This is a genomic window from Actinoallomurus iriomotensis, assembly GCF_030269445.1.
Taxonomy (GTDB): Bacteria; Actinomycetota; Actinomycetes; order Streptosporangiales; family Streptosporangiaceae; genus Actinoallomurus; species Actinoallomurus iriomotensis.
The window spans coordinates 77,048-100,440 of record NZ_BSTJ01000005.1 but is presented as its reverse complement, the minus strand read 5'-3'; the positions used below and the strand labels follow the sequence as shown (position 1 = coordinate 100,440).

Below are 23,393 nucleotides of genomic sequence, written 5' to 3'. Positions count from 1 at the left end.
GTCCCGAGCCAAGGGTAGAGGGTGACGCGGGGTGACACGCGGCGGGGACACTTCCCGGCCGCCGCCTTTACATAGTAAGGTGCGATCATGTCGCAGCGACCGCCGCTCACCCGTGAGCGCATCATCGAGACCGCGCTCCACCTCATCGACGGCCAGGGGCTCGGCCGCCTCACCATGCGCCGGCTGGGCGATGCCCTGGAGGTCGAGGCGATGGCGATCTACCACCATCTCCCCCACGGCAAGGAACAGCTGCTGGAGCAGCTGATCGCGCACGTGGCCGCGCACCCGGTGCCGCCCGGCGCCGGTGACGTGCGCGACCGGCTGCGCGCGTGGGCCGGCGGCTACCGCGACCGGCTGCTCGATCACGTCGGCGTCATGCCGCTCATCGTGACCCGGCGCAACCCCGGAGCGCTCATGGCCACCACCCAGTCGGTCCAGGACCTGCTGCGCACCGCCGGGCGCACGGAGGCCGAGGCGGCGGTCGGCGCGCACACCCTCCTCGGCTACCTCCTGGGCGTGGTCGCACTCGACGCGCGGGAGCAGGCCGCCGAGACGGCGCCGGATCTGGACCGCGACGGCCGGTTCCGCGCGGGCCTGGACGGGGTGCTGGCCGCGATCGCCTGATCGGCGTCCGCCACGATGTGCGGCCGCCCGGTGACTGTGAGCCCTGCCACAGCACCGGGGCGGATCGTCCCGTACGATGCTCGCGCCGATCCCCTGTAAGCGAACTCTTACCCCCGGAGGGCTCGCATGGCCCGCTACTCCCGGCTCCGGCAGATCCAGCGGCTCGACCCCGAGAGCGACTACCAGGAGATCTACCGGATCAGCACCGAGTACGAATTCCCCTGGGACGTGACCCGCGCGCTCGAACTCGCGCTCTTCCGCACCTATGCCGTCCCCTCCATCGGCGGACTGCTCGACCGGACGCGCGAGTTCGCCGACCACGGTCAGAAGCGCTACGACGACACCGTCGTCCTGCTGTACGAGACGACGCGCGACGGCGGCATGGACTCCCCGCGGGGACGGGCGGCGATCCGGCACATGAACCGGATCCACGGCAGGTACCCGATCAGCAACGACGACTTCCTCTACGTCCTGGCGACCTTCGTGGTCGTGCCGGTGCGGTGGATCTCGCGGTACGGCTGGCGGCCGTACAGCCGGCACGAGGTGCGGGCGACGGTCAACACCTTCCGGCACATGGGCCGCCTCATGGGCCTGAAGGACATCCCGGAGACCTACGAGGAGTTCGCCGCCCTGCTCGATGGCTACGAGCGCGAGCACTTCGCCTTCAACGAGCCGAGCCGCCGCGTGGCCGATGCGACGATCGCCATCTTCCAGGGCTGGTTCCCCCGCTTCGCGCGGCCGCTCGCGCGCAGCGGCGTGATCGCGATGACCGACGCGCCGCTGCGGGAGGCGCTGGGCCTGCGCGGCGCGCCGCGCGCGCTGGAGGTCGCCGCCGACCGCGCGCTGCGGGCCCGCGCGCTGCTGGTCCGACTGATGCCGGCGCGCCCGGCGTCGATGCCGAAGACACCGCGCCCGCGCACGTACCGGAACGGCTACACGCTGGAGGAGATCGGCCCCGGCTGGATCCGCGAGCGCGCCGCGCGCACGGGCTGAGCGGAGCTCACGCGCGAACGCCCTGGTCGTCCTGCCGTCGGCGCACCATCTCGCTGATCCAGACGGGCGCGAACGGAGACGTGCAGTTCGGAGGGGTCGGGTAGTCCTTGAGCACCTCCAGGCGCTCGCCGATGTCGATCGCACGGGCGCGGTGCTCGGCGTGCTCGATCCCGATCTGAGCCAGGCAGTGGTTCATCGCCCACTGCAGGCGATCCGGGGCGTCCTTCATCTCCGCCTCGATGACGTCGAGCAGCCCTGCGAGGGCGAGGCCCTCGGGCCTCTTCGCCACGCGTTCGGTGGTCAGCGCCCAGCCGGCGCTCGCGACGACGGGATCCGGATCGGCGGACCAGGCCACGCGCAGCTCTTCGGCGTGCGGGTTCTTCTTCACCACGTAGTTCACGAGCCAGTCGTGCACCTTCGGGGTACGCGCGTCGCGCACCATGGCATCCAACTCGTCACGCTCGAACGCCTTGGGACGGCAGATGAGGAGCGCCAGCAGCCTCGCCGCGGTGTCCTCGGTCTCCCAGAGCCGGCGCGCGAGTTCCGGCTGGGTCTTCAGCCGCTTCGCGAACGCCCTCAGCCTGCCGAGGTTCACCCCGTGATCGTCACCGTGCCTCTCGTTCACTTCGCGTGTCTTCGGGTCCTCCAGGGCGGCCAGTTCGGCCATCACCTCGGCCACCGTCGTCTCGGCCACCCCAGCCTCCTGTCCATCACGTGAAGGATGCAGCGTCTCTGATCAGCCTAGGGATCCGTAGTCACATTAAGTGTTGTGATCGGGGGATCTGCCCATCGCGGTGGGGCGGCGTGGGCGTGCAGGTGGAAGCCTGCGCCCAGTGCCGTTCCCTTGGGTCGGTGCCGTGGACGGTTCCGACTGGTGGGGGTGCTTGAGCTGATCGTGTGCACGGGTGTGCGCACGCCCTGGTACCGGCAGGCCGCGCGGGGCGGTCTGGGGTCCGTGTGAGCGTGTCCCTCCGGACGCTGACCTGCCGGCCTGCGGGGGCTGGGGGTGGAGGGTGCCTCGCGTCGCCTGGGCACGGGGCGTGGGGATCGGTGCGGGGTGGGTCCGGTCTTGGACCGGTCACCCCCGCCGGCTGGAGAAGGCACGGTCGACGCGATGACCGCGCTGGTTTCGAGTGTGTCTATGACGCGGGGGATGGTCATGCGGCCGGTGGCGCGGTCGATGGTGGTGGTGGGCTGGTGGGTGAGACCACGGGCGGCGATACGCCGCCATGCGCCGTGGTCGCGGTCGCCTTGCCAGCCGCATTGCGGGTTGGGGCAGATCGCCCATTTCCATCCGGGTGTGGTGGGCCGGTCGGGTGCCTTGCAGTGCCGCAAAGGGACCAGGCACTGCGGGCAGTGCTTGGAAGTGTCGGGTGCGGGGACGGTGACCACGGCGATGCCGGTCTCGGCGGCCAGGTGCCGCATGTTGTCGGCGATCCGTCCGCGCACGGTCTGGGACAGGCGGGTGTTGAGGGTGCGGCCCATGCCTTTGGCCTCCATCGACCGCAGGTCTTCTAGGTAGATCACGCTCGCGCCGACGGCGATCGCCTGATCCACCGTCCAGCGTGCGGCCGACCAGGCCAGCGCGTCGTTCAAACCGGACCGGCGATCGGCCACGTGTCGGCGTTCGGCCGTCAGGACGGCGTGTTTGGCGGCCAGGTAGTGGTCCCCCTGGCCGCCGATGAGGCGGGCGTAGGTGTCGGTTTTGGCGTGCAGGCGTTCGCTGTGGCGGCGTAGCCGGTGCTGACGGGCCATCACCCCACTCGCCCGGAACATCGCCCCGGCCCCGAGCGCGGTGATGGTGCCGTCATTGTCGCGGCGCACCGCGCCTGCCGCCAGCAGAGTGTTCAGGCCCCAGTCCACCCCCAGCGCCGTCGTGTGGCCCTTCCCCTCAGCCTTGGGGACGGGGTGGGAGAACGCCAGGTCCACGCTTACTTTCTGGTCTTGGGGGCGGAGTGTGGGCAGGTGCGGCACCGCATCAGGCGGGACGGTGGGCGGCAACGTGAGCGGGCAGGCCACCCAGGTCCAGTCGGCGTAGGAACGCGGATCCGGGCGAAGGGGCAGTTGCAGCCGCACCAGCACCCTGGCCGGGTCCTCGTCGGCACGTTCCAAGGTGGCCTGCTGGCGGTCCACCGCCGCCAGCACCAGCATCCGCGCCGCACCCGGCACCTCTTCCAGCTCGAACACATCGACCGGAAACCGCCCATACTTCTCGGCGAAGGCCATGATCTGCCGTGTGCGTGCTTTGATCACGCTGCCGGGCAGGGATCGGCCGCCGGGGATCGCCTCACGGACGGCGTCCCACTCAGCCGGCGTGCGTTTTCCCGCCTCGGCGGGCCAGGTCGCCAAGATTCCGGCGGTCAGCTGGACGCGGTGCTGCGCACCACGCAGGATCCGCCCGGCCTGTTCCTGCGCCATCCGCACGATCCGGTCATTGACCTTGATCCCCTCAGAGGGGGTCGCGCCCCATCCCAAACGTCGCAACGCCATCCACGCATTCGCAGGCAACACACGGCCCGCGCCATCCACCCCACCGGCCAGCACAGCCACATCACCGGCATTCCAATGCTCGGCCAGCAGACCGGCGGTCATCCCCGCGACCAGATCCGCGGCCCAGCCCACCCGCTCAGCCACCATCCGCGCCGTCAGAGCCTCCCCGGTCTTCTCATCGACCCCGCCACGCAGCAGCATCCGGGCGGTCGCGGTCCGGGCCACCTGACCCTCAGCCAACGGAAGTTTCCGGCTCATGCGACACGACCGGATGACACGCAACCAAGCATGCACGCACGGTAACGACCCGTATCCGCAATCCGCCCGGTCATTCGAAAATTCGAGCGAGGCCAGCACCGTCAGGGCCTCACCCACCCACCGGCGAAACACCATCGAGCACACCCGCTTTCGCCATCGTGACCAACCACCGCAACTCGACGCCCTCGAGCGACCAGCCACGAAACATCACGGACCCTTAAGAGAACCCGTGAGCCTACGACGGGAGACGACCACACAGCCCTGTCAGTTACCAGTCCTCCACTACGAGGATCTCCAGCGTGCGTCCGGCGGAGGGACCGCTGATCCAGCTCAGCGGGAGGTACGGGTCGAGACGGCCGACGGCCTCGGGGACGGTGTGCACGATCTGGTCGGCGTGCACCACGCACAGGTGGTGACGCGGGACGAGCGTCAGCTCCCGGCGTCCCTGGGCGCGTCCGCCGTCGAGGACCACGGTGCCGGTCTCGGCGATGGCGAGCGCGCAGCCGGTGACCACGCCGTCCGCCTCGGCGAGCGCCGCCGGGTCGAGCGGCGGGTCGTCGGTGAGCGGGCGCACGCCGTCGAGGCCCGGCAGCCAGGCCCGTGGCAGGTCGGCGGGGACCGCGACGCGCTTAGCCTCACGCGCCCAGAGCATCGCCGCCATCGCCACCGCCAGCTCGTCGAGCGCCACGTGGCGCACGGCGGCCCGCCGGTCCGCGAGACGCTCACCGAACAGCGCGATCACGTCTCCGCGCGGCACCGGGGCGCGCCGCCGGTAGCCGCGCGGCACGGTCACGCCCCCGCCGTCCCCACCGGGGAACGCCCCCCGTACCCGCCCCAGGATCTCCTCACGAGCGGTCACTGGATCCTCCTTCGTCGGAGGGTGTGACCGCAGGCGGACCATGCTCACTGATTCGCTCGCTGCGCTCACTCACTGGATCCTCCTTCGCCGGAGGGAGTGACCGCAGGCGGACCATGCTCACCGATTCGCTCGCCGCGTTCGCTCATCGTCGGCGCCGCCACCAGGCGCGGAAGCTCTGCCGGGGCGGGGCGGGCAGGTCGCGGGCGTCGGTCCACTTGCCGAACAGGCCGGGCAGCCGGCGAATCCGCCCGTCGCGGGCGAGCAGGCGCGCCCACCGCGCCCGGCGTACGAGCGTGTGCTCGTAGCGGCGCTCGTCGCCCATGCTCCAGGCGAGGCCGCGCATCAGGAGCATCTCCGGTGGCGGCACCGGACGGCCGCGGCGCGCGTCGACGACCCGGCCCCGCAGGTGCACGAGCATCGCCGGGATGTCGATCTTCACCGGGCAGACGTCGGCGCACGCGCCGCACAGCGTCGAGGCGAACGGCAGTGACGCGCCCAGCGGCGCCTCGACGCCGCGTACCTGCGGCGTGAGCACGGCCCCGATCGGCCCCGCACGGCCCGGACCGTACGGCCGCGGGCCGGTGCGCTGGAAGACGGGGCAGACATCGCTGCAGGCGGAGCAGTGGACGCACCGCAGGGCCGCCCGCCCGTCCGGATCGGCGAGCACGGTGGTACGGCCGTTGTCGAGCAGCACGAGCGCGAAGTCGCCGGTGCGGGTGCTGATCGCGGGCCGCATCGGCACGCCCGCGCCCGCGCGGGACACGAGCTGGAGCAGCACCTCCAGGTCGGTCCAGCCGGGAACGACGTCCTCGATGCCCGCCACGGCCACGAGCGTGCCGGGGAAGCTCAGGCCGTCGCCTCTCTCGGCGACGACGAGCGTGCCGGTCTCGGCCACCAGGAAGCCGGCGCCGACGACCGCGGCCTTGCTGTGCGGGCCGGGCTCCGCGCCGTCGAGCCCGATCTCGTCGGTGACGTCGGAGCGGACCAGGGCGGCCGGGACGTCGTCCGGAAGCAGGGAGTCGATGATCCGGCGGGCCTCGGCGGCGTCGCGCGCCCAGTGGACGTGCCCGCCCTCCTCCTCGACGGCGGCCTCCAGCGTCTCGAGGTGGGTGCCGAGCTCGCGGAGCGTGCGCTCGCGGATCGCGGCGCCGGCCTCGCGGAGCGCCTCCCAGCCGGGGAAGCCGCCGACCGCGTCCGCGCGGCGCCCTCGTGCCTCGGCGGCGGCCCGTCGTCGCCCGCGGCGCGCGGCGGGGTCGCCGAGCTCGGGGCGCGCCGCGTCGGAGAACCTCACGGCGCGTCCGCTCGGCGCGCCACGCCACCGGGAACCGGCGCGGGCCCGGCCGCCCCGAGCCCGGAGGCGAGGATCTCGGCGAGGTGCACCGCGCGCACCCCGCTGCGCAGCCGCGACAGGGCGCCGCCGAGGTGGGTGAGGCAGGAGTCGTCGGTGGCGCAGACCACGTCGGCGCCGGTCTCGTGGATCCGCGCGATCTTGTCGGCGACCATCGCGACCGAGGTGTCGGCGTTCTTCACGGCGAAGGCCCCGCCGAAGCCGCAGCACTCCCCCGCCTCGGGCAGGTCGGCCAGCTCCAGGTCGCGGACCGCGCGCAGCAGCCGGAGCGGCCGGTCTCCGAGACCGAGGGCCCGCAACGAGTGACACGTCGGCTGGTAGGTCACCCGGTGCGGGTAGCGCGCGCCGACGTCGGTGACGCCCAGCACGTCGACGAGCAGCTCGGACAGCTCGTAGACGGGTAAGCCGGCGAGCGCCGGGTCCATCCGCGGGTAGGCGGTGCGGACGGTCGCGGCGCACGAGGCGGACGGGGTCACGATCACGTCATGACCGGCGAAGACCTCGGTGAGGCGGCGGGCCAGCGCGATGGCTTCCGGATGGTATCCGGCCGTCCAGTGCATGTGCCCGCAGCAGGTCTGGGCCGGCTCGAAGACGACCTCGTGCCCGAGATGCTCGAGCAGCCGTACGACGGCCCGTCCAGTGGCGGGAAAAAGCGCATCCCCCCAGCACGTGACGAACACGGCGATGCGCACGTGGGCTCCCCTTCCCTCCGACGCACTACAGCATCCTAGGACGGAGATTCAAGGCTGATCATGGAAACTCGAACAGAGTCGCGCTCTGCCCCAAGAGTTGTTCTTTGGCCGTTATTGATGCGAGTGTGGGCCGATAAGCCGTAAAGTGATCTGTGTCACCGGTGAGTACTGGGAGGCGATCAGGCCAACTGGAAAACCGCCCGGCCGTGCTATGTCGCCGTGAGGGTGAACCACAGCACACTTGACAACGTCTCACTGGATAGAGACACACAGACAGACCACCCCAGTAGTTGAGACCGGAGGCACGAACCATGTGCCAACACCAGCCGCCCTGTCCCGAAGCGACGGCGCGCGACCGCGAGGCCGCCCGCACCGTCACGTGCCACCCCGAGCAGGGGTGGAGTCTCCTGTGCAACGGCATCGTGCTGTTCGAGGACACCGGTGAGCTGCTTCCCGACGGGGAGATCATCGCTCCGCACCGTCCGACGGACCTTCCTGCTCCGTCGGCGGCCTGACACGTTCCTCACACGGGGGACTAGTTCTTTCGAGTGATCATCCTCAGGGGGATTCAGCTTCGACCGCTCCATCGGCCGAGCCATTCGGCCGCCACCTCGCCGACCGCCGACGGGGTCCGGGAAAGATCATGCCGTTCGCCCGGCACGATGCGCACCTCCGTCGCGTCGGCCGGATCCGGCACCCCGAACGGATCACGGTCGCCGTTGACGACCACCACCTCCACCCCCGCGTCGCGCAGCTCCCCGGCGCGCGACTTGGCCGGGTTCGACGGCGGGTGCAGCGGGAACGCCAGCGCGAGCACCCCGCGCGCCCCGGCCTTCAGCGCCGTACGGCACGCCACGCGGGCGCCGTTGCTCCGCCCGCACTGAATCAGCGGCACGTCGCCGTACCGCTCCCGCAGCGCCTCGATGACCGTCAGCCAGGCCTCGTCCTGGCGGTCCGGCGCCCCGGGCGCCCGCCTTCCCGCCACGCGGAACGGCTGCCGGATCCCGGCCACGGCCCCGCCCAGCCGGATCGCCTCGGCGCGCACCGCCCGCAGGTCCGGCGCGTCCAGCCCGCCGTTCGACCCGTGCGTCAGCGCCAGCAGGAACGCCGGGTCGGCCACCTCGTCCAGCGTGACCTCGGCCGGCCCCGCCGGCGTCGCCACCTCCCACGTCGGCTCCATGGCACGCACCGTACTCCACCTGCGTCGACTCCCCCTGGCCGGTGTGGCGCGGGCGGCATGGGAGATGATCTGATCATGGCGAAGACGATGAGCACGGCCGAGTGGCGGGAGTTCGTCTCGAGCGGCACCCGTACCGGGAAGGCCGCGGTGACCAGTGCCGACGGAACACCGCACGTGACGCCCATCTGGTTCCTGCTCGACGGCGACGACCTGGTCTTCACCACCCACGAGTCGAGCGTCAAGGGCCGCGCGCTGCGCCGCGACCCGCGCATCTGCGTGTGCGTGGACGAGGACGCGCCGCCGTTCTCGTTCGTGTCGCTGTGGGGACGGGCGACGCTGTCCACCGACCTGGACGAGGTACGCCGGTGGGCGACCCGGCTCGGCGGCCGTTACATGGGCGGCGACCGCGCCGAGGAGTACGGCGAACGCAACGGCGTGCCCGGCGAGTACCTCGTCCGTGTCCGCATCGAGAAGGCGGTCGCCGTACGAGACATCGCCGACTGACCCGAGCGGCGAGCCGACGAGCGAGCGGAGTGGACGGTGAGGGACGAGCCGTCCGCGGAGTGAGTGAGGAGGCGAGCGCGACCGGCAAACCCGAGCGCGATCGGCGGACGCGCTCGCCGGCTCACTCGTCGGCGGGCCACCTCGGTGGTGGGACCGGTGCGTCCGAGCCGCCCATGACCTGTCGCAGGCGTTCGGCGAAGCTCTCCTTCAGCGCCTCGCCCCAGGCGTAGTCCTCCGGCACCCGCACGAGCTGCCTGAGCAGGTCGTACAGCTCGGCGGGCAGCCCCTCGGGGCCCTCGGCGTAGCGCATGGCGGCGACCGCGTACATGTGGTCGAGCGCGCCGAACGCCTCACCGGTCAGCAGCGGCAGCGCGCCGGCCCGCAGCGCGGCCTCGATGTCGTCCTCCCACCACAGGTGCTCGCCGCCGTCGGTGCCGAACGTGCGCCGCAGCCGGGCGCGGACGTGCTCGCCCAGCGCCGGGTCGTCCAGCCCGCGGCGCCACACCTCCTGGGCCGTCTCGTCGCGGCCGCGCAGCGGGAGGGTGCGGGCCAGGAGTTCGATCGCGAGTGGTACGACCTCGGGGTCGGAGTCCTCGGTCGGGGTGACGCTGCCGAACGCCGCGATCGCCTGTTCGAGGTGGGCGATGCCGAGGCTCACCGCGAGGCGCGCGTGCGTCTGCCGGTCGCGCCTGCGGTCGACGACGTCCAGCGCCGCGTCGAGCGCGCGCTGGGCGCGGGCGGGCTCGCCCCAGTCGAGCAGCCGCAGCGCGAGGTCGTGGGCGGCGGCCGGGCCGTAGCGCGGGTCGCCGGTGGCGATGACGCGTTCCCACCACTCGCAGGCCTGCGCGGCGTCGCCCTCCTCGTCGGCGAGCTGCGCCAGCGCCAGGCAGGCGGGCGGCAGGTACGCCGGGTTGGCGAAGTCCACCACGGTCCGCCAGGCCTCGCGCGCCCGGTCGCGGTCGCCGGAGCGCTCCCAGGACAACGCCAGGTGGTACGCGGCGCGCGCGCCGTACTCCGGGTCCTTGGTGGCGATCGCGGCCCGGTCGGCCTCGCGGGCGCCGTCGAGGTCGCCGCCGCTCTCGAGCACCACCGCGAGCCCGAGGGCCGCCTGTGCGCGCTCGGCCGTCGCGCCGGCCTCCATCACCTGGCGGAACAGTGTGGCGGCCTCGTCGAGCCGGCCGCCCTCGGCGTGTCTGCGTGCCTCGTCGAGCCGGGTCGACGGATCCGTGGCCGCCTCCTCCGGCGGGGTCGTCATGACGCGCTCCGGCGGCCACGGGCGGTCCCGTCGCCGGACGTCCTCATCGGCGCCTCACAGGCGTCGCTCGCACTCATCTCCGTGCCCTTGGGGGTAGGCGGCGTGTGGCATGAGCCTAACGGGATTCGGGCCGCCTCGTCCCGCAGCGTGACCGCGATGTCCGGCTCGGGCCAATGGAAAGCGTCCTCGACACCGGAGCGCGTGCCGCGCCAGACGATCAACGCGATCGAGCAGGGCCGCGCTTCCGCTCGCGATCCGCCCGGACCGTTGTTTCGGCGGAACCGTGGAGGAGGTCCTCCACGCCGACGACGAGGACTCATTCCGCGAGTCGCGGCGCCGCTGAGCGTGCGGGCCGGGGCCCGGCCCGCACGCGCGTACGGGTCAGGACTCGAAGGCCTCCGGCGGCGGGCAGGCGCAGACCAGGTTGCGGTCGCCGTAGGCCTGGTCGATGCGGCGCACCGGCGACCAGTACTTGTTCTCCCGCAGCGACGGGACCGGGTAGGCCGCCTCCTCGCGGGTGTAGGAGTGCTTCCACTCGGTGGTCAGCAGCGACGCCGCCGTGTGCGGGGCGTTCTTGAGCGGGTTGTCGTCGGCGTCGTACTCGCCGGCCGCCACCCGCTCGATCTCCCGCCGGATCTCGATCATCGCGTCGCAGAAGCGGTCGAGCTCGGCGCGGTCCTCGCTCTCGGTCGGCTCGATCATCAGCGTGCCGGCCACCGGGAAGGCGAGGGTCGGGGCGTGGAGGCCGTAGTCGATGAGCCGCTTGGCGACGTCCTCGGCGGTGACCTTCGTCTCCTTGGTGATCTTCCGGATGTCGATGATGCACTCGTGGGCGACGAGGCCGCCCCGGCCGGTGAACAGCACCGGGTAGTGGCCGTCGAGCCGCTTGGCGACGTAGTTGGCGGCCAGCACCGCCGCCTCGGTCGCCTCGCGCAGCCCGTCGGCGCCCATCATCGCGATGTAGGCCCACGAGATCGGCAGGATGCCCGCCGAGCCCCACGGAGCCGCCGAGATCGGGCCGCTGCCGGTCTCCGGACCGGCCTCGGGCCGCAGCGGGTGGTTGGGCAGGAACGGCACGAGGTGCTCGCGCACGCCCACCGGGCCGACGCCCGGCCCGCCGCCGCCGTGCGGGATGCAGAAGGTCTTGTGGAGGTTCAGGTGCGACACGTCGGCGCCGAACTCCCCGAGGCGCGCCAGCCCGACGAGGGCGTTGAGGTTGGCGCCGTCGACGTAGACCTGGCCGCCGGCCGCGTGCACGCTCTCACAGACCTCGGTGATCGTCTCCTCGTAGATGCCGTGCGTCGAGGGGTAGGTCACCATGATCGCGGCGAGGTCGTCGCGGTGCTTGTCGATCTTGGCGTGCAGGTCGTCGAGGTCGATGTCGCCGCTCTCGGTGCTCTTGACCACGACCACCCGCATCCCGGCCATCACCGCGCTGGCGGCGTTCGTGCCGTGCGCCGAGGACGGGATCAGGCAGACGTTCCGGTGGCTCTCTCCGCGTGCGGCGTGGTAGCCGTGCACGGCGAGCAGGCCGGCCAGCTCCCCCTGCGAACCGGCGTTGGGCTGCACCGACACCTTGGCGTACCCGGTGATCTCGGCGAGCCAGGACTCGAGCTCACCGATCAGCTCGACGTACCCCCGCGCCTGCTCCAGCGGCGCGAAGGGGTGGATCTGCGCGAACTCCGGCCAGGTGATCGGCTCCATCTCGGCGGTGGCGTTCAGCTTCATCGTGCAGGAGCCGAGCGGGATCATCGAGCGGTCCAGCGCGATGTCCTTGTCCTGGAGCCGGCGCAGGTAGCGCAGCATCGCCGTCTCCGACCGGTGCGCGTGGAACACCGGGTGCGTGAGGAACTCGCTCTCCCGCCGCAAGGCTGTGGGCATTGCGTCGCCGAGCGCGACGAAGTTCTCGTTGTCCCGCATGCCAAAGGCGCGGAGCACCAGTGTGACGTGCTCAGCCGTCGTGATCTCGTCGCAGGACACGCCCACATGGTCGGCGTCGACGAGGCGGAGGTTGATCCCGCGCTCGCCGGCGGACCGCACGATCTCTTCGGCGCGGCCCGGAACACGGGCGAGCACGGTGTCGAAGAAGGCGTCGTGGACGACCTCGACGTCCCGTGCGCGCAGGCCGGCGGCGAGGCGCGCCGCGTGGCCGTGCACCCGCTCGGCGATACCCTTCAGGCCCTCGGGGCCGTGGTAGACGGCGTACATGCTCGCCATCACGGCGAGCAGCACCTGGGCGGTGCAGATGTTGCTGGTGGCCTTCTCCCGGCGGATGTGCTGCTCCCGGGTCTGCAGCGCGAGCCGGTACGCCGGCCCGCCGTCGGCGTCGAGCGAGACGCCGACGAGCCGGCCGGGAAGCTGACGCTGGATGCCGTCGCGCACCGACATGTAGCCGGCGTGCGGGCCGCCGAAGCCGTACGGCACGCCGAAGCGCTGCGTCGTGCCGACCGCGATGTCGGCGCCGAACTCCCCCGGCGGCCGGAGCAGTGTCAGGGCGAGCAGGTCGGCGGCGACCACGACCTGGGCGCCGCGCCCGTGCGCCGCCTCGGTCAGCCCCGACAGGTCGCGTACGGCGCCGCTCGCGCCCGGGTACTGCAGCAGCACGCCGAAGAAGTCGCCCTCCGGCAGTCCCCCGGACGTGTCGGCGACGACGACCTCGATGCCCAGCGGCACCGCGCGGGTGCGGATCACCTCGACGGTCTGCGGCAGCACGTCGGAGTCGACGAGGAAGGTGTCGCCGCTCCCCCGCGGCGCGACGCGGTGCGCCAGCGTCATCGCCTCCGCGGCGGCGGTGCCCTCGTCCAGCAGCGAGGCGTTCGCCACCGGCAGCCCGGTCAGGTCGCTCACCATGGTCTGGAAGTTCAGCAGCGCCTCGAGCCGCCCCTGGGAGATCTCCGGCTGGTACGGCGTGTAGGCGGTGTACCAGCCGGGGTTCTCCAGGACGTTGCGCAGGATCACGCCCGGGGTGATCGTCCCGTGGTAGCCGAGGCCGATCATCGAGGTGAGCACCTGGTTGCGGGCGGCCAGCTCACGCAGCCGCGCCAGCGCCTCCACCTCGCTGAGCGCGGGCGGCAGGTCGAGCGGGCGGTCGGTGCGGATCCGGGCGGGCACGGCCGCGTCGACGAGCGCGCCGACGCCGTCGTACCCGGCGGTCTCGGCCATCGAGGCGCGTTCGGCCGGGGAGGGGCCGATGTGGCGAGCGGCGAACGGAACATCGGTCATGGGGAGCCTCCAGGCGAGTCGGGGCGCGGACGCCACCGGGCACGCCGGTGGCCGGTCTCCCCCTCTGTCACCTGGACCTGAGAGCTTCGCCGCGACGGACGCGGCTTGCACCTTCGGTGAGGATCGGCGGCCGATGGAACGGCCCCGGTCTCCCGCTTTCCAGAGGTGCCTCGCCCACGCGGTCCTTTTGCCTGAGAGGTTCCGGGGAGGTTTGCTCCTTCGGCGCCCCGGCACTGGCTGCACCGGGATCTCTCCCGCGCGGGTTCGACGGCGATCTCCACCCTACCGGAGGGTTGTTTCCCCGACGTTAAGCATGGGGCGTGCGGGCCGTAAAGGTCAGCGGTTCAGGGTGCGGAAGCGGCGGACGCTCAGCGGAACGAAGATCACGAGTAGCACGCCGGACCAGAGCAGGGTCGCCGCCACCGGATGCCGCAGCGGCAGCGCGACGTCGCCGGCCGGAGCGCCGGGGTTGCCGAACAGCCCACGGCAGGCCGCGACCGCCGCGCTGACCGGGTTCCAGTCGGCGATCACCCGCAGCCAGGCCGGCATGCCGGCGGTCGGCACGAAGGAGTTCGACAGCATCGACACCGGGAAGACCAGCGGCACCATCTGGTCGGCGGTCTCCTCGTTCTTCACCACCAGGCCGCAGAGCACTCCCGCCCAGGAGATCGCGTAGCGCAGGAGGATCAGCAGGCCGAACGCCGCGAGCGCCTTCGGCAGCCCGTCGTGGATGCGCCAGCCGACGGCCAGGCCGCAGCCGACCATGATGACCATGCCGAGGGCGCCGACCAGGATGTCGCCGCCGACCTGCCCGAACGGCACGGCCGACCGGGCCATCGGCATCGAGCGGAACCGGTCCATGACGCCCTTGGAGGCGTCGGTGGCCACCGCGAGCATCGTGGTCATGAAGCTGGTGATCGAGGTCATCGCGAACAGGCCGGGCATGAGGTACTCCCGGTAGTTCCCGCCGCCGGGGACCTTGATCGCGCTGCCGAAGACGTAGCCGAACAGCACGACCATGACGGCCGGGAAGACCAGCGCGCCGACGAGTTCCCCGGGCTGGTTCTTGAGCTGGACGAGGTTGCGCCACACCAGGGTGACGCCGTCGGTGAGGGTCCAGCGGAGCCGGTCCAGGCGTCCGGTGGGCGCGACGGGGGCATGGAGGACCATCAGGCGCTCACCTTCTCCGCGGTCTCTTCGGCCCGGCCGGTCAGGCGGAGGAACACCTCGTCGAGGGTGGGACGCCTCAGCGTGACGTCCTCGACCTCGACGCCGGCGCGGTCCAGCTCGCGCACGACGGCGGGCAGAGTGACGGAGCCGGCGGAGACGGGGACGCTCACCCGGCGGGACTCCGGATCGGTGTCCGGCTCGCCGATCCGGGAGAGCACGGCGGTGGCGTCGGCGAACGCGTCCGCGGCGGAGACGACGACGTCGATGCGGCTGCCGATCTCGGCCTTCAGCTCGTCCGGCGTGCCCGAGGCGATCACCTGTCCCCGGTCGACCACGGCGACCCGGTCGGCGAGCCGGTCGGCCTCGTCGAGGTACTGCGTGGTCAGCAGCACGGTCACGCCGTCGGCGACCAGCTCGCGGATCGTGTCCCAGATCTCGCCGCGACTGCGCGGGTCCAGGCCGGTCGTCGGCTCGTCCAGGAAGAGCACCGGCGGCGCGGTGATCAGGCTGGAGATCAGGTCGATCCGGCGGCGCATTCCGCCGGAGTAGGTCTTGACCAGGCGGTCGCCGGCCCCGGCGAGGCCGAACCGCTCCAGCAGCTCGTCCGCGCGCCGCCGGGCGACCCTGGGCGGCAGGTGGTACAGGCGCCCGAAGAGCCGCAGGTTGTCGCGGCCGCTCAGCTTCTCGTCCATCGAGGCGTGCTGGCCCGCCAGGCCGATGCGGTACCGCACCTGGTCGGCGTCGCGGACCACGTCGTACCCCGCGACCCGCGCCCGCCCGGCGTCGGGCAGCGTGAGCGTCGACAGGATCCGCACGGTCGTGGTCTTGCCGGCGCCGTTCGGGCCGAGCAGGCCGAAGACGCCGCCCTCGGGCACCTCCAGGTCGACCCCGCGTACGGCCTCGGTCGGACCGAACCGCTTGCGCAGCCCCTCGGCCCAGATGGCCGGCTCCGAACTCGTCATCTCATCGTTTCCCTTCTACTGCGTACCTCGTACGCTCACTGGGTACACCGTACGCGTAACCGCGTACGCCGTACAAGCCCTGATAGGTTGGCCGATGTGAGAGGGCGGCATGACTGACGCGGCGAACCCCGCGGACGACGAGCGGATGCGGCGCTTCCGCGAAAAGATCGCGGAGTTCGAGGAGGAGCGGGCGCAGGGCCGCCGGAAGCCGACGCTCTGGGAGCGCATCGAGGGCCCCGGCCGCGGTCCGCGCCCGGCGCTGACGCATGAGCAGATCGCGCGCGCCGCCGTCGAGATCGCCGACGCCGAGGGGCTGAGCGCCGTGTCCATGCGGCGCCTCGCCGAACGCCTGGGCGTCGCCACCATGGGCCTGTACCGCTACGTCACCGGCAAGGACGAGGTCTACGAGCTGATGCTCGACGCGGTGCTGGCCGAGATCGACCTGCCGGACGGGGGCTGGCGCGAGGTCGCCGACGGGTACGCCCGCCAGTTCCGCGCGCTCAGCCTGCGCCACCCATGGACGATCCAGGCCTTCGCCCGCGTCCCGGCCTCCTTGTCCCCCAACAGCGTCGCGCTCACCGAGCGGGCCCTGACCTCCATCGAGGGTCTCGGCCTCGACGTGGACACGATGATGGCGGCGTTCGGCGCGGTGACCTCCTTCGCGCGCGGCGCGGTCTTCGCCGAGGTGGCGCAGCGGGAGGTCCTGGAGCGCAAGGGGTGGGAGTCCGAGGACGACGTACGGCTGGCGTACGCGCCGTGGGTGCGGTGGATGCTGGATTCGGGCCGCTATCCGGCGCTGGGCCGCTACATCCTCGAAGGGTCGAACCAGGACGACGCCGACTGGCAGTTCGAGTTCGGCCTCACCTGCGTACTCGACGGTATCTCCGCCCGGCTCGGCATCTGAGCCGTTGCCGCCGTGTCTCGCGAGGGCACCCTTCCGTACCCCGGGGGCGGCACAGGGGGACGTCCTGCCGATAACCGAGCTGCCGGGCTGGGAAGATTCACCTCGTGCCCGCTAACGAATCCCCCGACCGGCCACATGGCGGTGACATGCTGACGCGCCCCCGAGGCCCGGGCGGCGCGGTGACCGATCCCCCCGTCGAGGAGCCCTCGCTGCCGGCGCGCCTCCGGCGGCCCGCCGACGCCTTCCGGTTCCTGGTGTCCGTCGGCGCCATCGCGTTGATCCTCGGGCTCGCCCACGTGGCCCGCGAGACGACCAGCGGCCTGTCCTCCGACATCACGCACGGCACCGAGCAGGCGCCGCATCTGCTGCTCACGCTCGCCGGGCTCGCCTCCGGCATCGTCGTGCTCGCCGTCCCGGTCGCCTTCGGCGTCGAGCGCGTCATCCACCGCGACGGCCTGCGCGTCGCGATCGGCGTGCTCGCCGCGGTCCTGGCGCTCGGCGTGTCGCTGACGATCGACTCCTGGGTCACCGCCGCCGGCATGCGGGACCTCGCCTGGTACCTCACGTGGAAGCGGCACGGCGGTTGGTTCCCCGGCCCCGCCCACATCGACATCACGCCGGTCATCGCCTACGTCACCGCCGTACGGCTGTCCGGCCGTACGCGCTGGCAGGCCGTGACCTGGACGGTCGTCGGCCTGGACGCCATCGCCTCGCTCACCGCCGGCGCCATCACGCCGCTCGCGCTCGTCACGACGTACCTCATCGGGCGCGCCGTCGGGTACGGCACCCTGTACGCGGCCGGTTCGCCCAACACGCGACCGCCGGGCCGCGCGGTGATGACGGCGCTGCGACGGGTGGGCCTGGAGCCGGTCCGCGCCGCGCGGGCCTCCGACGACCACGACGAGTTCCGCCGCTACGGCGTCACGCTCGCCGACGGCCGCAGCGTCGATGTGACCGTGCTCGACCGCGACCAGCAGACCGCCGGGCTGCTCTACCGGCTGTGGCGCCGCGCACGGCTGCGCGGCGGCACTCCGCGCCGGACGATCCGCTCGCTGCGCCGGTCGCTGGAACAGGAGTCGCTGATGGCGTACGCCACGGCGGCGGCCGGTGCGGCCACGCCGCGGCTCCTGGCCACCTCGGAGGTGGGCAGCGAGGCGGCCCTGCTGGCGTACGAGCACGTGCCCGGGCGCACCCTGGCGGAGGTGCCCGACGACGAGTTGACCGACGCGCTGCTCGGTGACGTCTGGCGGCTGCTGGGCGTGCTCCAGCGGCACCGGCTCGCCCACCGCCGGCTGGTCGCCGCGAGCGTTCTCGTCGCCGCGGACGGCCGCCCCCACCTCATCGACCTGCGCGCCGGGGAGACGGCCGCCGGTGACCTGGCGCTGCGGCTCGACCTGGCCCAGCTCCTCACCGACGTGGCCCTGCGCGTCGGCCCGGAGCGCGCGGTCCGTACGGCGGCGGCGGTGCTCGGCCCCGAATCCCTGGCCGCCGTGGTGCCGCTGCTGCAGAAGGTGGTGCTCGCCCGGAGCACGCGGACCGCCCTGCGCCGCGACAAGCTGTCGCTCAGCGCCCTGAGGGAACAGATCCGCGTGCTCCGCCCGGAGATCGCCGCCGAGCCGGCGCAGCTCGACCGGTTCAGCCCCCGCACGCTGATCAGCGTGATCGCCGGGATGGTCGGCGCGTACATCCTGCTGTCCCAGCTCGGCAACGTCGACGTCCCGGGGCTGCTCTCGAACGCGGACTGGCGCTGGTTCGGCGTCGGGCTGGCGGCCTCGGCGCTCAGCTATCTCGCGGCGGCGTTCATGCTGCTCGGGTTCGTGCCGGAGCGGCTGCGGCTGTGGCGCACGGTGCTGGTCCAGCTCGCAGCCTCGTTCGTCAAGCTGGTGGCGCCCGCCGCGGTCGGCGGCATCGCGGTGAACACGCGTTACCTGCAGAAGTCCGGCGTCCCGGCGGGACAGGCGGCGGCCAGCGTCGGCGCCTCCCAGCTCACCGGGATGGCCTGCCACGTGCTGCTGATCCTGCTGTTCGGGTACGTCACGGGCAGCGGCGGCACCGGGCCCTCGCTTCCGCCCTCCCGGGCGATCATCATCGCGCTGCTCGCGGCGGCCGTCCTGGCGGTCGTCGTCTTCTCGATCGGTCCGCTGCGCCGCCTCGTGACGTCCCGGACTCGGTCGCTGTTCTCCGGGGTCGTGCCACGGCTCCTGGACGTGCTGCAGTCGCCGAAGAAGATCGCCACCGGCATGGGCGGCACACTGCTGCTGACCGTGGCGTTCGTCGTGTGCCTGGACGCCTCGATCCGGGCGTTCGGCGGGTCGATGGGTTTCACGACGGTCGCCGTGGTGTTCCTGACGGGCAACGCGCTGGGCTCGGCGGCGCCGACGCCGGGCGGGCTGGGGGCGGTGGAGGGTGCGCTGTCACTGGGCCTGACGCTGGCCGGTCTGCCGGCGGGTACGGCGACGTCCGCGGTGCTGATGTTCCGGCTGCTGACCTTCTGGCTGCCGGTGCTGCCCGGGTGGGCCGCCTTCACCCATCTGCAGCGCGCCGAGGCGATCTGAGGGGGTCGGCGCGTACGGCTTTCGCGCGGGTCAGCCTGTGCGGCGGACGCGGCGGCGGTGCGCCAGCTCGTCGCCCGGCGCGTCGTGGTCGCTGTGGGCCCGTTCGGCGGGGAGCTCCGCCAGGCCGGCCTCCACCTCCTGCCAGACGCGGCCCAGAGCGATGCCGAAGACCCCTTGGCCGCCCTGGAGGAGATCGACGACCTCGTCGGGCGAGGTGCACTCGTAGACGCTGACGCCGTCGCTCATCAACGTGATCTGCGCGAGGTCCTCGACGCCGCGGTTTCGCAGGTGCTCGACGGCCGTGCGTATCTGCTGGAGTGACACTCCGGTGTCGAGCAGCCGCTTGACGACTTTGAGCACCAGGATGTCGCGGAAGCTGTAGAGACGCTGCGAACCCGACCCGTGCGCGGACCGTACGCTCGGCTCCACGAGCTCCGTGCGCGCCCAGTAGTCGAGCTGACGATAGGTGATGCCCGCGGCGGCGCACGCGGTCGGACCGCGGTATCCGACGTCATCGGGAAGAGGCGACACCGCACCACCGAACAGGAGTCCCTGCTCTCCGGCGCGTTGAGAGGCATCACGCCTGTCGCGGGCCGCCTTGCCCTCGCCGCTGCTTGCCGCCACGCGGACCTCCGGCTCTATCATCCCGCAGTGATCCACCAAGGGGGTTTGACGGAATTACACCGCAGGTGTTCAAGCAGCACGGTAGGTCGCGGCCAGACGAGGGTCAACGTTCGCCCTCGGCGCGTCGCACGCGACTGCAAACCGTTACGACGTCTCCAAATCACCGCAGTCGCTGTCTTTGGGGCATCTGACCACGTACCACCGGCCTTGGTGACGAGGCTATGCCCCTGGACCGCGGAAAGGAAACCCTCCGGCATCGGCGCTTTCCACAGCCGTGACCGGAACGCACCCCAGGTCAGCCGGGTAATCGCCGAGCCGAGGCGTCCAGCGTGACCGGAGCAGGCCGGTGCGGTCGGTTGTCCACAGCCGCCAGAGCGCCTTGCCCCGGCGGAATCGGGCCCTGGACAATCGGAGTGGGATGGAACCCCCAGGGAGGGCGGGCGTATCACCTGGCGGGGGCTGAGGCATCGAGCGCTCGGAGCGTGAGCCTCGGCGGGGTTCCGGGCGTCGGCGGGCGGTACGGAGGCTTTTGACCGGGGCCCGGCCGTCTGCCGGTCCCGCGCGTGAAGGCCGGTGAGGACGGAGACCTCCGCCCGCAGCGCGGCGGCCGCTGCCGCCCGTCCAGAGGTTACGGACCGATGGACGGATCGAGGTCGCGCCGAGTACGGGCCCCTGCCGGCCTCACGCGTCAGTGGCCGGTGCGGAAGGCTTCCGCCTGCGGCGCGAACGTTCGCTGGTCCCCCTGAATGGCGAGGCGGGACGGACACCGACGCGGCGTCACGGTGTCCGCGGCGACCCGCGCCGTCCAAGCCCCTCGCCGCCGCCGTTGCCGACCAGGCGACGGTCGACGCCGCATGGCTTGACGCGTGAACGGGGGGCAGGAGGCCTCCGCCCGCGGTGCGGGTGTCTGCTGATCTCGGGCGGCAGCGGGCCAAGACGGACGCCTCGGCCGTTATCGCTGCCGCCCGCCACGGGGCTCGTGGCGACCCGTACACGCCCGCTCACCGGCTACGACCAGAACATGACCGATGACGGATCACGGTCGCACGTCCGGTTCAACCCGCACGAAGCCCAGGCACCGCCTGGTTCCAGGTGTCGGCGGGCAGTACGGGAGCTTCCGCCCGGAGGGCGACCGTCCGCCTCTTCCCCACGACGGCGGGCCGGCACGGGCGCCTCCGCTCCCCTGGCGCCCCGCGCCGCCCGTCCACCGGACACGACCAGCGCGTGAGCGATGACGGATCAAGGTCGCACAGGCGGCTCGGCTCGCGCCGGCTCGGCGCCCTGGTGGTTCCCGGTTCGGAGGCTCCTGCCCGGAACGACGTGAACGTCCGCTCGTCCCGTGCGGCAGCGGGCCGCCCCGCCCGCAGCGCCACCGCCACCCCCGGCGCCCGGCCAGGGACGGGCGGACGGTCATTGGCGGAAAAGGGGCGCGACTGGTTCAGCTCGCGGGGAGCGTTGATCCCTGCTGGTTCCACGCTCAGGGGGCGGAACGCAGGAACTCCACCCGTGGCAACGCACCGAACCCCTCAAGACGGCGGCCGGGACAGCGCGGGTGGCTCAGGTGGCGCGGCCGAAGTCCTCGGGAGAGATCGTGTCGAGGAACTCGCGGAACTTCTCGACCTCGTCCTCCTGCTCGTCCGGGATCGCGACGCCGGCCTCCTCCAGCACGTCCTCGCTGGCGAAGATCGACGCGCCGGTGCGCAGTGCCAGGGCGATCGAGTCCGAGGGGCGGGCGCTGACCTCGACGCCGTTGGAGAAGACCAGGTCGGCGAAGAAGATGCCCTCCCGCAGGGCGGTGATGTTCACGGTGCGGAGCTGGACCTCGAAGGCGTCCAGGACGTCACGGAACAGATCATGAGTGAGCGGACGCGCGGGCAGCACACCCTGCTGGGCGAAGGCGATCGCGGTGGCCTCCACCGCTCCGATCCAGATGGGCAGGTAACGGTCCCCATCCGTCTCCTTCAGCAGCACGATGGGCTGGTTGGAGGGCATCTCGACCCGTACGCCGACGACCTCCATCTGCTTCACTGCGGCTCCCTGCTGAGACGGCTTACCCGAAACCCTTTAGCCCAACGTACACCCCGGCCGGGCCGGGCCGGAGCGCCGTGGACGGCCGGATCCGCCCGCTTCACCGGGCGTACGGGCCTGATCGAGGCCACGCGCACCCGGCGAGACGGGCGGCCGGCAGCGTCGTGATCTTCCTCGCACCCGTGTGGACTCCGGGCGTGCCGCCACAGAGGGTGTCCAGAGGAACGCGCCGAGTAACCGACGCGGGCCGGCCGAACGACGCCGGAGGCCTCAGGGCTCGAGCGTGGCCCGCAGGCCGGTGGAGACGAGGGCCGCGTGCAGCTTCAGCGACAGCGACGCGATCTCCTTCGCGGTCTCCGCGGCGCGTGCGTGGGCGCCCGGGCTGCGCTGGCGCAGTGTCGGGGCGACGGCCGCCTCGATCAGGCCGACCTCGCGGTCGGCGGCCGCCTTGACGGCCCGCAGGTGGCGCGGTTCGAAGCCGAAGGAACGCAGCGCCGCGGCCGCGCGCGCGACGGTCAGCGCGTCGCCGTCGTATTGGCCGCTCACCCGGCTGACCAGCCCGAACTCCTCCAGCTCCCCGAGCACCTCGGGGTCGACCCCGGTGGCGTCGAGGAGTTGCCGGCGCGTGAGCCGTACGTCGCCGCTGTCCTCGTGGACGCTGTCGGTGGCGACGAGGCCGCGCGGCGCGCGGCGGTGTTCGCCCAGCGGCGGAGGGTTCTGCCCGCGGTCGACGGCGTCGAGGTGTTCCTTGATGACCCGCAGCGGCAGGTAGTGGTCACGCTGCGCGGCCAGGATGAACCGCAGGCGTTCCACGTCGGCCGGGGCGAACTTGCGGTAGCCGGACGGGCTGCGCTCGGGCTCGATCAGCCCCTCCGACTCGAGGAAGCGGATCTTCGAGACGGTGACGTCGGGGAACTCCGCGGACAGGAGCCCCAGCACCTCGCCGATCGTCATCGTCGCGCGTGCGGCCGAACCGCTCATGCGCGCCCCCGAAGCTCAACGGGCCCGGTGGCGCGGCCCTCGCGCGCCCCGGGCGGCCAGGCCTCCAGCGCCCTCACAGCCCTCCTGGATGCCGCCCGTCGGCGGCATGCTGCGGGTTGGTGAGGAACACCAGCCGGAACTTGCCGATCTGGACCTCGTCACCGCCGGACAGGCCCGCCTCGTCGATCCGCTCGCGGTTGACGTAGGTGCCGTTGAGGCTGCCCACGTCGCGCACGGAGAACTGAGGACCGCGACGGTAGAACTCGGCGTGCCGGCGGGACACCGTCACGTCGTCGAGGAAGATGTCGCTGTCGGGGTGACGGCCCGCGGTGGTGCTGTCGCTGTCGAGAAGGAAGCGGCTCCCGGCGTTCGGCCCTCGCTTGACGACGAGGAGCGCGGTGTTCGGCGGGAGGGCCTCGACCCCGGTCTGATCGGCGGGCAGTTCGTCGCCCGCGTCCGGCTCCGCGACGTCGACGGCGCCCAGCGATATCGTCGACGTGGAGTCGTTCGGCTCGCCCATCACCGGCGGAGGAACGCTACGCGTCAGCGGCGTGCCGCAGTTCGAGCAGAAGCGCGCATCATCCGGGTTGGCGTGACCACACTGCGTGCAGTAGACGCTCGGCATTTATCGGCTCGGCCTCCTACCTATGGCCTCGGTGTGCCAGTGGCACCGTACGGCGCGGAGGACGAGCGCTCGGCACCGTGGTCCGCTCGGTGCCCAGCACACCATCCCCCTCCGAGCGC

Annotated in this window: 20 protein-coding genes and 2 riboswitches; of the genes, 6 read left to right on the top strand and 14 right to left on the bottom strand. The window is 72.3% G+C overall.

What is annotated here, in order from left to right; genetic code table 11:
* The first annotated feature begins 87 nt into the window (after positions 1–87).
* Positions 88–624: a TetR/AcrR family transcriptional regulator gene (locus QSK37_RS21235; RefSeq protein ID WP_285576064.1), complete on the top strand. Its 537-nt coding sequence runs from the start codon at positions 88–90 to the stop codon at positions 622–624.
* Positions 625–750: 126 nt separating this feature from the next.
* The gene (locus tag QSK37_RS21230; RefSeq protein ID WP_285623752.1) at positions 751–1,617 is read left to right on the top strand and encodes an oxygenase MpaB family protein; all 867 of its coding nucleotides are present in this window, start codon (positions 751–753) and stop codon (positions 1,615–1,617) included.
* A gap of 7 nt (positions 1,618–1,624) precedes the next feature.
* Here QSK37_RS21230 and QSK37_RS21225 read toward each other — a convergent pair whose 3' ends face one another.
* The 5 genes from QSK37_RS21225 to QSK37_RS21205 form a co-directional block, all read right to left on the bottom strand.
* Positions 1,625–2,284, bottom strand: coding sequence for a DNA alkylation repair protein (locus QSK37_RS21225; RefSeq protein ID WP_432705587.1), 660 nt, complete (start codon positions 2,282–2,284; stop codon positions 1,625–1,627).
* A 74-nt stretch (positions 2,285–2,358) separates the two neighbouring features.
* On the bottom strand, positions 2,359–4,365 hold the full coding sequence (locus tag QSK37_RS21220; RefSeq protein ID WP_285623750.1) for a zinc ribbon domain-containing protein: 2,007 nt from the start codon (positions 4,363–4,365) through the stop codon (positions 2,359–2,361).
* A 268-nt stretch (positions 4,366–4,633) separates the two neighbouring features.
* On the bottom strand, positions 4,634–5,224 hold the full coding sequence (locus tag QSK37_RS21215) for a LutC/YkgG family protein (protein ID WP_285623747.1): 591 nt from the start codon (positions 5,222–5,224) through the stop codon (positions 4,634–4,636).
* Positions 5,225–5,366: 142 nt separating this feature from the next.
* Positions 5,367–6,515: a 4Fe-4S dicluster domain-containing protein gene (locus QSK37_RS21210; RefSeq protein WP_285623744.1), complete on the bottom strand. Its 1,149-nt coding sequence runs from the start codon at positions 6,513–6,515 to the stop codon at positions 5,367–5,369.
* A complete protein-coding gene (locus tag QSK37_RS21205; RefSeq protein WP_285623741.1) occupies positions 6,512–7,264 on the bottom strand; it encodes a (Fe-S)-binding protein in 753 nt (250 codons plus the stop codon). Before QSK37_RS21205 ends, QSK37_RS21210 begins: the two co-directional genes overlap by 4 nt.
* Positions 7,265–7,575: 311 nt before the next feature.
* Between QSK37_RS21205 and QSK37_RS21200 the strand changes: the two genes are divergently transcribed.
* On the top strand, positions 7,576–7,779 hold the full coding sequence (locus QSK37_RS21200) for a DUF5999 family protein (protein ID WP_285623739.1): 204 nt from the start codon (positions 7,576–7,578) through the stop codon (positions 7,777–7,779).
* A 53-nt stretch (positions 7,780–7,832) separates the two neighbouring features.
* On the opposite strand, the gene QSK37_RS21195 is transcribed toward QSK37_RS21200, so the two are convergent.
* Positions 7,833–8,444, bottom strand: a complete 612-nt coding sequence (locus QSK37_RS21195; protein WP_285623737.1) for an alpha/beta hydrolase family protein — start codon at positions 8,442–8,444, stop codon at positions 7,833–7,835.
* A gap of 75 nt (positions 8,445–8,519) precedes the next feature.
* Here QSK37_RS21195 and QSK37_RS21190 point away from each other — a divergent pair, with 75 nt between their 5' ends.
* On the top strand, positions 8,520–8,948 hold the full coding sequence (locus QSK37_RS21190) for a PPOX class F420-dependent oxidoreductase (protein ID WP_285623734.1): 429 nt from the start codon (positions 8,520–8,522) through the stop codon (positions 8,946–8,948).
* Positions 8,949–9,069: 121 nt separating this feature from the next.
* Here the strand turns inward: QSK37_RS21190 and QSK37_RS21185 are convergent, their stop codons facing one another.
* From QSK37_RS21185 to QSK37_RS21170, 4 genes are all read right to left on the bottom strand, one after another.
* Positions 9,070–10,203, bottom strand: a complete 1,134-nt coding sequence (locus tag QSK37_RS21185) for a tetratricopeptide repeat protein (RefSeq protein WP_285623732.1) — start codon at positions 10,201–10,203, stop codon at positions 9,070–9,072.
* Between the two features lie 381 nt (positions 10,204–10,584).
* Complete coding sequence (gcvP, locus tag QSK37_RS21180) at positions 10,585–13,425, bottom strand: aminomethyl-transferring glycine dehydrogenase (protein ID WP_285623729.1); 2,841 nt, start codon at positions 13,423–13,425, stop codon at positions 10,585–10,587.
* Between the two features lie 57 nt (positions 13,426–13,482).
* Positions 13,483–13,593, bottom strand: a riboswitch (glycine riboswitch).
* Between the two features lies 1 nt (position 13,594).
* A riboswitch (glycine riboswitch) is annotated at positions 13,595–13,692 on the bottom strand.
* A 69-nt stretch (positions 13,693–13,761) separates the two neighbouring features.
* Positions 13,762–14,595 carry an ABC transporter permease gene (locus tag QSK37_RS21175; RefSeq protein ID WP_285623727.1) on the bottom strand — a complete coding sequence of 278 codons (834 nt, stop codon included), beginning with the start codon at positions 14,593–14,595 and terminating at the stop codon, positions 13,762–13,764.
* On the bottom strand, positions 14,595–15,557 hold the full coding sequence (locus QSK37_RS21170; protein ID WP_285623725.1) for an ATP-binding cassette domain-containing protein: 963 nt from the start codon (positions 15,555–15,557) through the stop codon (positions 14,595–14,597). The genes QSK37_RS21175 and QSK37_RS21170 overlap by 1 nt, the downstream gene beginning before the upstream one ends.
* Positions 15,558–15,666: 109 nt before the next feature.
* Between QSK37_RS21170 and QSK37_RS21165 the strand changes: the two genes are divergently transcribed.
* Together QSK37_RS21165 and QSK37_RS21160 are read left to right on the top strand one after the other, a co-directional pair.
* Positions 15,667–16,461 (top strand): TetR/AcrR family transcriptional regulator, encoded by a 795-nt coding sequence (locus tag QSK37_RS21165; protein WP_285623722.1) that lies wholly within the window; start codon positions 15,667–15,669, stop codon positions 16,459–16,461.
* A gap of 179 nt (positions 16,462–16,640) precedes the next feature.
* A complete protein-coding gene (locus tag QSK37_RS21160; protein WP_349497980.1) occupies positions 16,641–19,016 on the top strand; it encodes a lysylphosphatidylglycerol synthase transmembrane domain-containing protein in 2,376 nt (791 codons plus the stop codon).
* A 30-nt stretch (positions 19,017–19,046) separates the two neighbouring features.
* Here QSK37_RS21160 and QSK37_RS21155 read toward each other — a convergent pair whose 3' ends face one another.
* From QSK37_RS21155 to QSK37_RS21140, 4 genes are all read right to left on the bottom strand, one after another.
* Positions 19,047–19,640 (bottom strand): MerR family transcriptional regulator, encoded by a 594-nt coding sequence (locus QSK37_RS21155; protein ID WP_285576094.1) that lies wholly within the window; start codon positions 19,638–19,640, stop codon positions 19,047–19,049.
* Between the two features lie 1,557 nt (positions 19,641–21,197).
* Complete coding sequence (locus tag QSK37_RS21150; protein ID WP_285576096.1) at positions 21,198–21,668, bottom strand: bifunctional nuclease family protein; 471 nt, start codon at positions 21,666–21,668, stop codon at positions 21,198–21,200.
* Between the two features lie 270 nt (positions 21,669–21,938).
* Positions 21,939–22,649 (bottom strand): transcriptional regulator FtsR, encoded by a 711-nt coding sequence (gene ftsR / locus QSK37_RS21145; protein ID WP_285623718.1) that lies wholly within the window; start codon positions 22,647–22,649, stop codon positions 21,939–21,941.
* Positions 22,650–22,722: 73 nt separating this feature from the next.
* Positions 22,723–23,274, bottom strand: a complete 552-nt coding sequence (locus tag QSK37_RS21140) for an FHA domain-containing protein (protein WP_285576100.1) — start codon at positions 23,272–23,274, stop codon at positions 22,723–22,725.
* Between the last annotated feature and the right edge of the window lie 119 nt (positions 23,275–23,393).

Bases quoted from the DNA above. Each gene is read 5' to 3' on its own strand.
- QSK37_RS21195 (WP_285623737.1), bottom strand. From the start codon at position 8,444: ATGGAGCCGACGTGGGAGGTGGCGACGCCGGCGGGGCCGGCCGAGGTC.
- QSK37_RS21235 (WP_285576064.1), top strand. From the start codon at position 88: ATGTCGCAGCGACCGCCGCTCACCCGTGAGCGCATCATCGAGACCGCG.
- QSK37_RS21200 (WP_285623739.1), top strand. From the start codon at position 7,576: ATGTGCCAACACCAGCCGCCCTGTCCCGAAGCGACGGCGCGCGACCGC.
- QSK37_RS21225 (WP_432705587.1), bottom strand. From the start codon at position 2,284: ATGGCCGAACTGGCCGCCCTGGAGGACCCGAAGACACGCGAAGTGAAC.
- QSK37_RS21165 (WP_285623722.1), top strand. From the start codon at position 15,667: ATGACTGACGCGGCGAACCCCGCGGACGACGAGCGGATGCGGCGCTTC.
- ftsR (WP_285623718.1), bottom strand. From the start codon at position 22,649: ATGAGCGGTTCGGCCGCACGCGCGACGATGACGATCGGCGAGGTGCTG.
- QSK37_RS21140 (WP_285576100.1), bottom strand. From the start codon at position 23,274: ATGCCGAGCGTCTACTGCACGCAGTGTGGTCACGCCAACCCGGATGAT.
- gcvP (WP_285623729.1), bottom strand. From the start codon at position 13,425: ATGACCGATGTTCCGTTCGCCGCTCGCCACATCGGCCCCTCCCCGGCC.
- QSK37_RS21190 (WP_285623734.1), top strand. From the start codon at position 8,520: ATGGCGAAGACGATGAGCACGGCCGAGTGGCGGGAGTTCGTCTCGAGC.
- QSK37_RS21185 (WP_285623732.1), bottom strand. From the start codon at position 10,203: ATGACGACCCCGCCGGAGGAGGCGGCCACGGATCCGTCGACCCGGCTC.
- QSK37_RS21170 (WP_285623725.1), bottom strand. From the start codon at position 15,557: ATGACGAGTTCGGAGCCGGCCATCTGGGCCGAGGGGCTGCGCAAGCGG.
- QSK37_RS21175 (WP_285623727.1), bottom strand. From the start codon at position 14,595: ATGGTCCTCCATGCCCCCGTCGCGCCCACCGGACGCCTGGACCGGCTC.
- QSK37_RS21230 (WP_285623752.1), top strand. From the start codon at position 751: ATGGCCCGCTACTCCCGGCTCCGGCAGATCCAGCGGCTCGACCCCGAG.
- QSK37_RS21220 (WP_285623750.1), bottom strand. From the start codon at position 4,365: ATGAGCCGGAAACTTCCGTTGGCTGAGGGTCAGGTGGCCCGGACCGCG.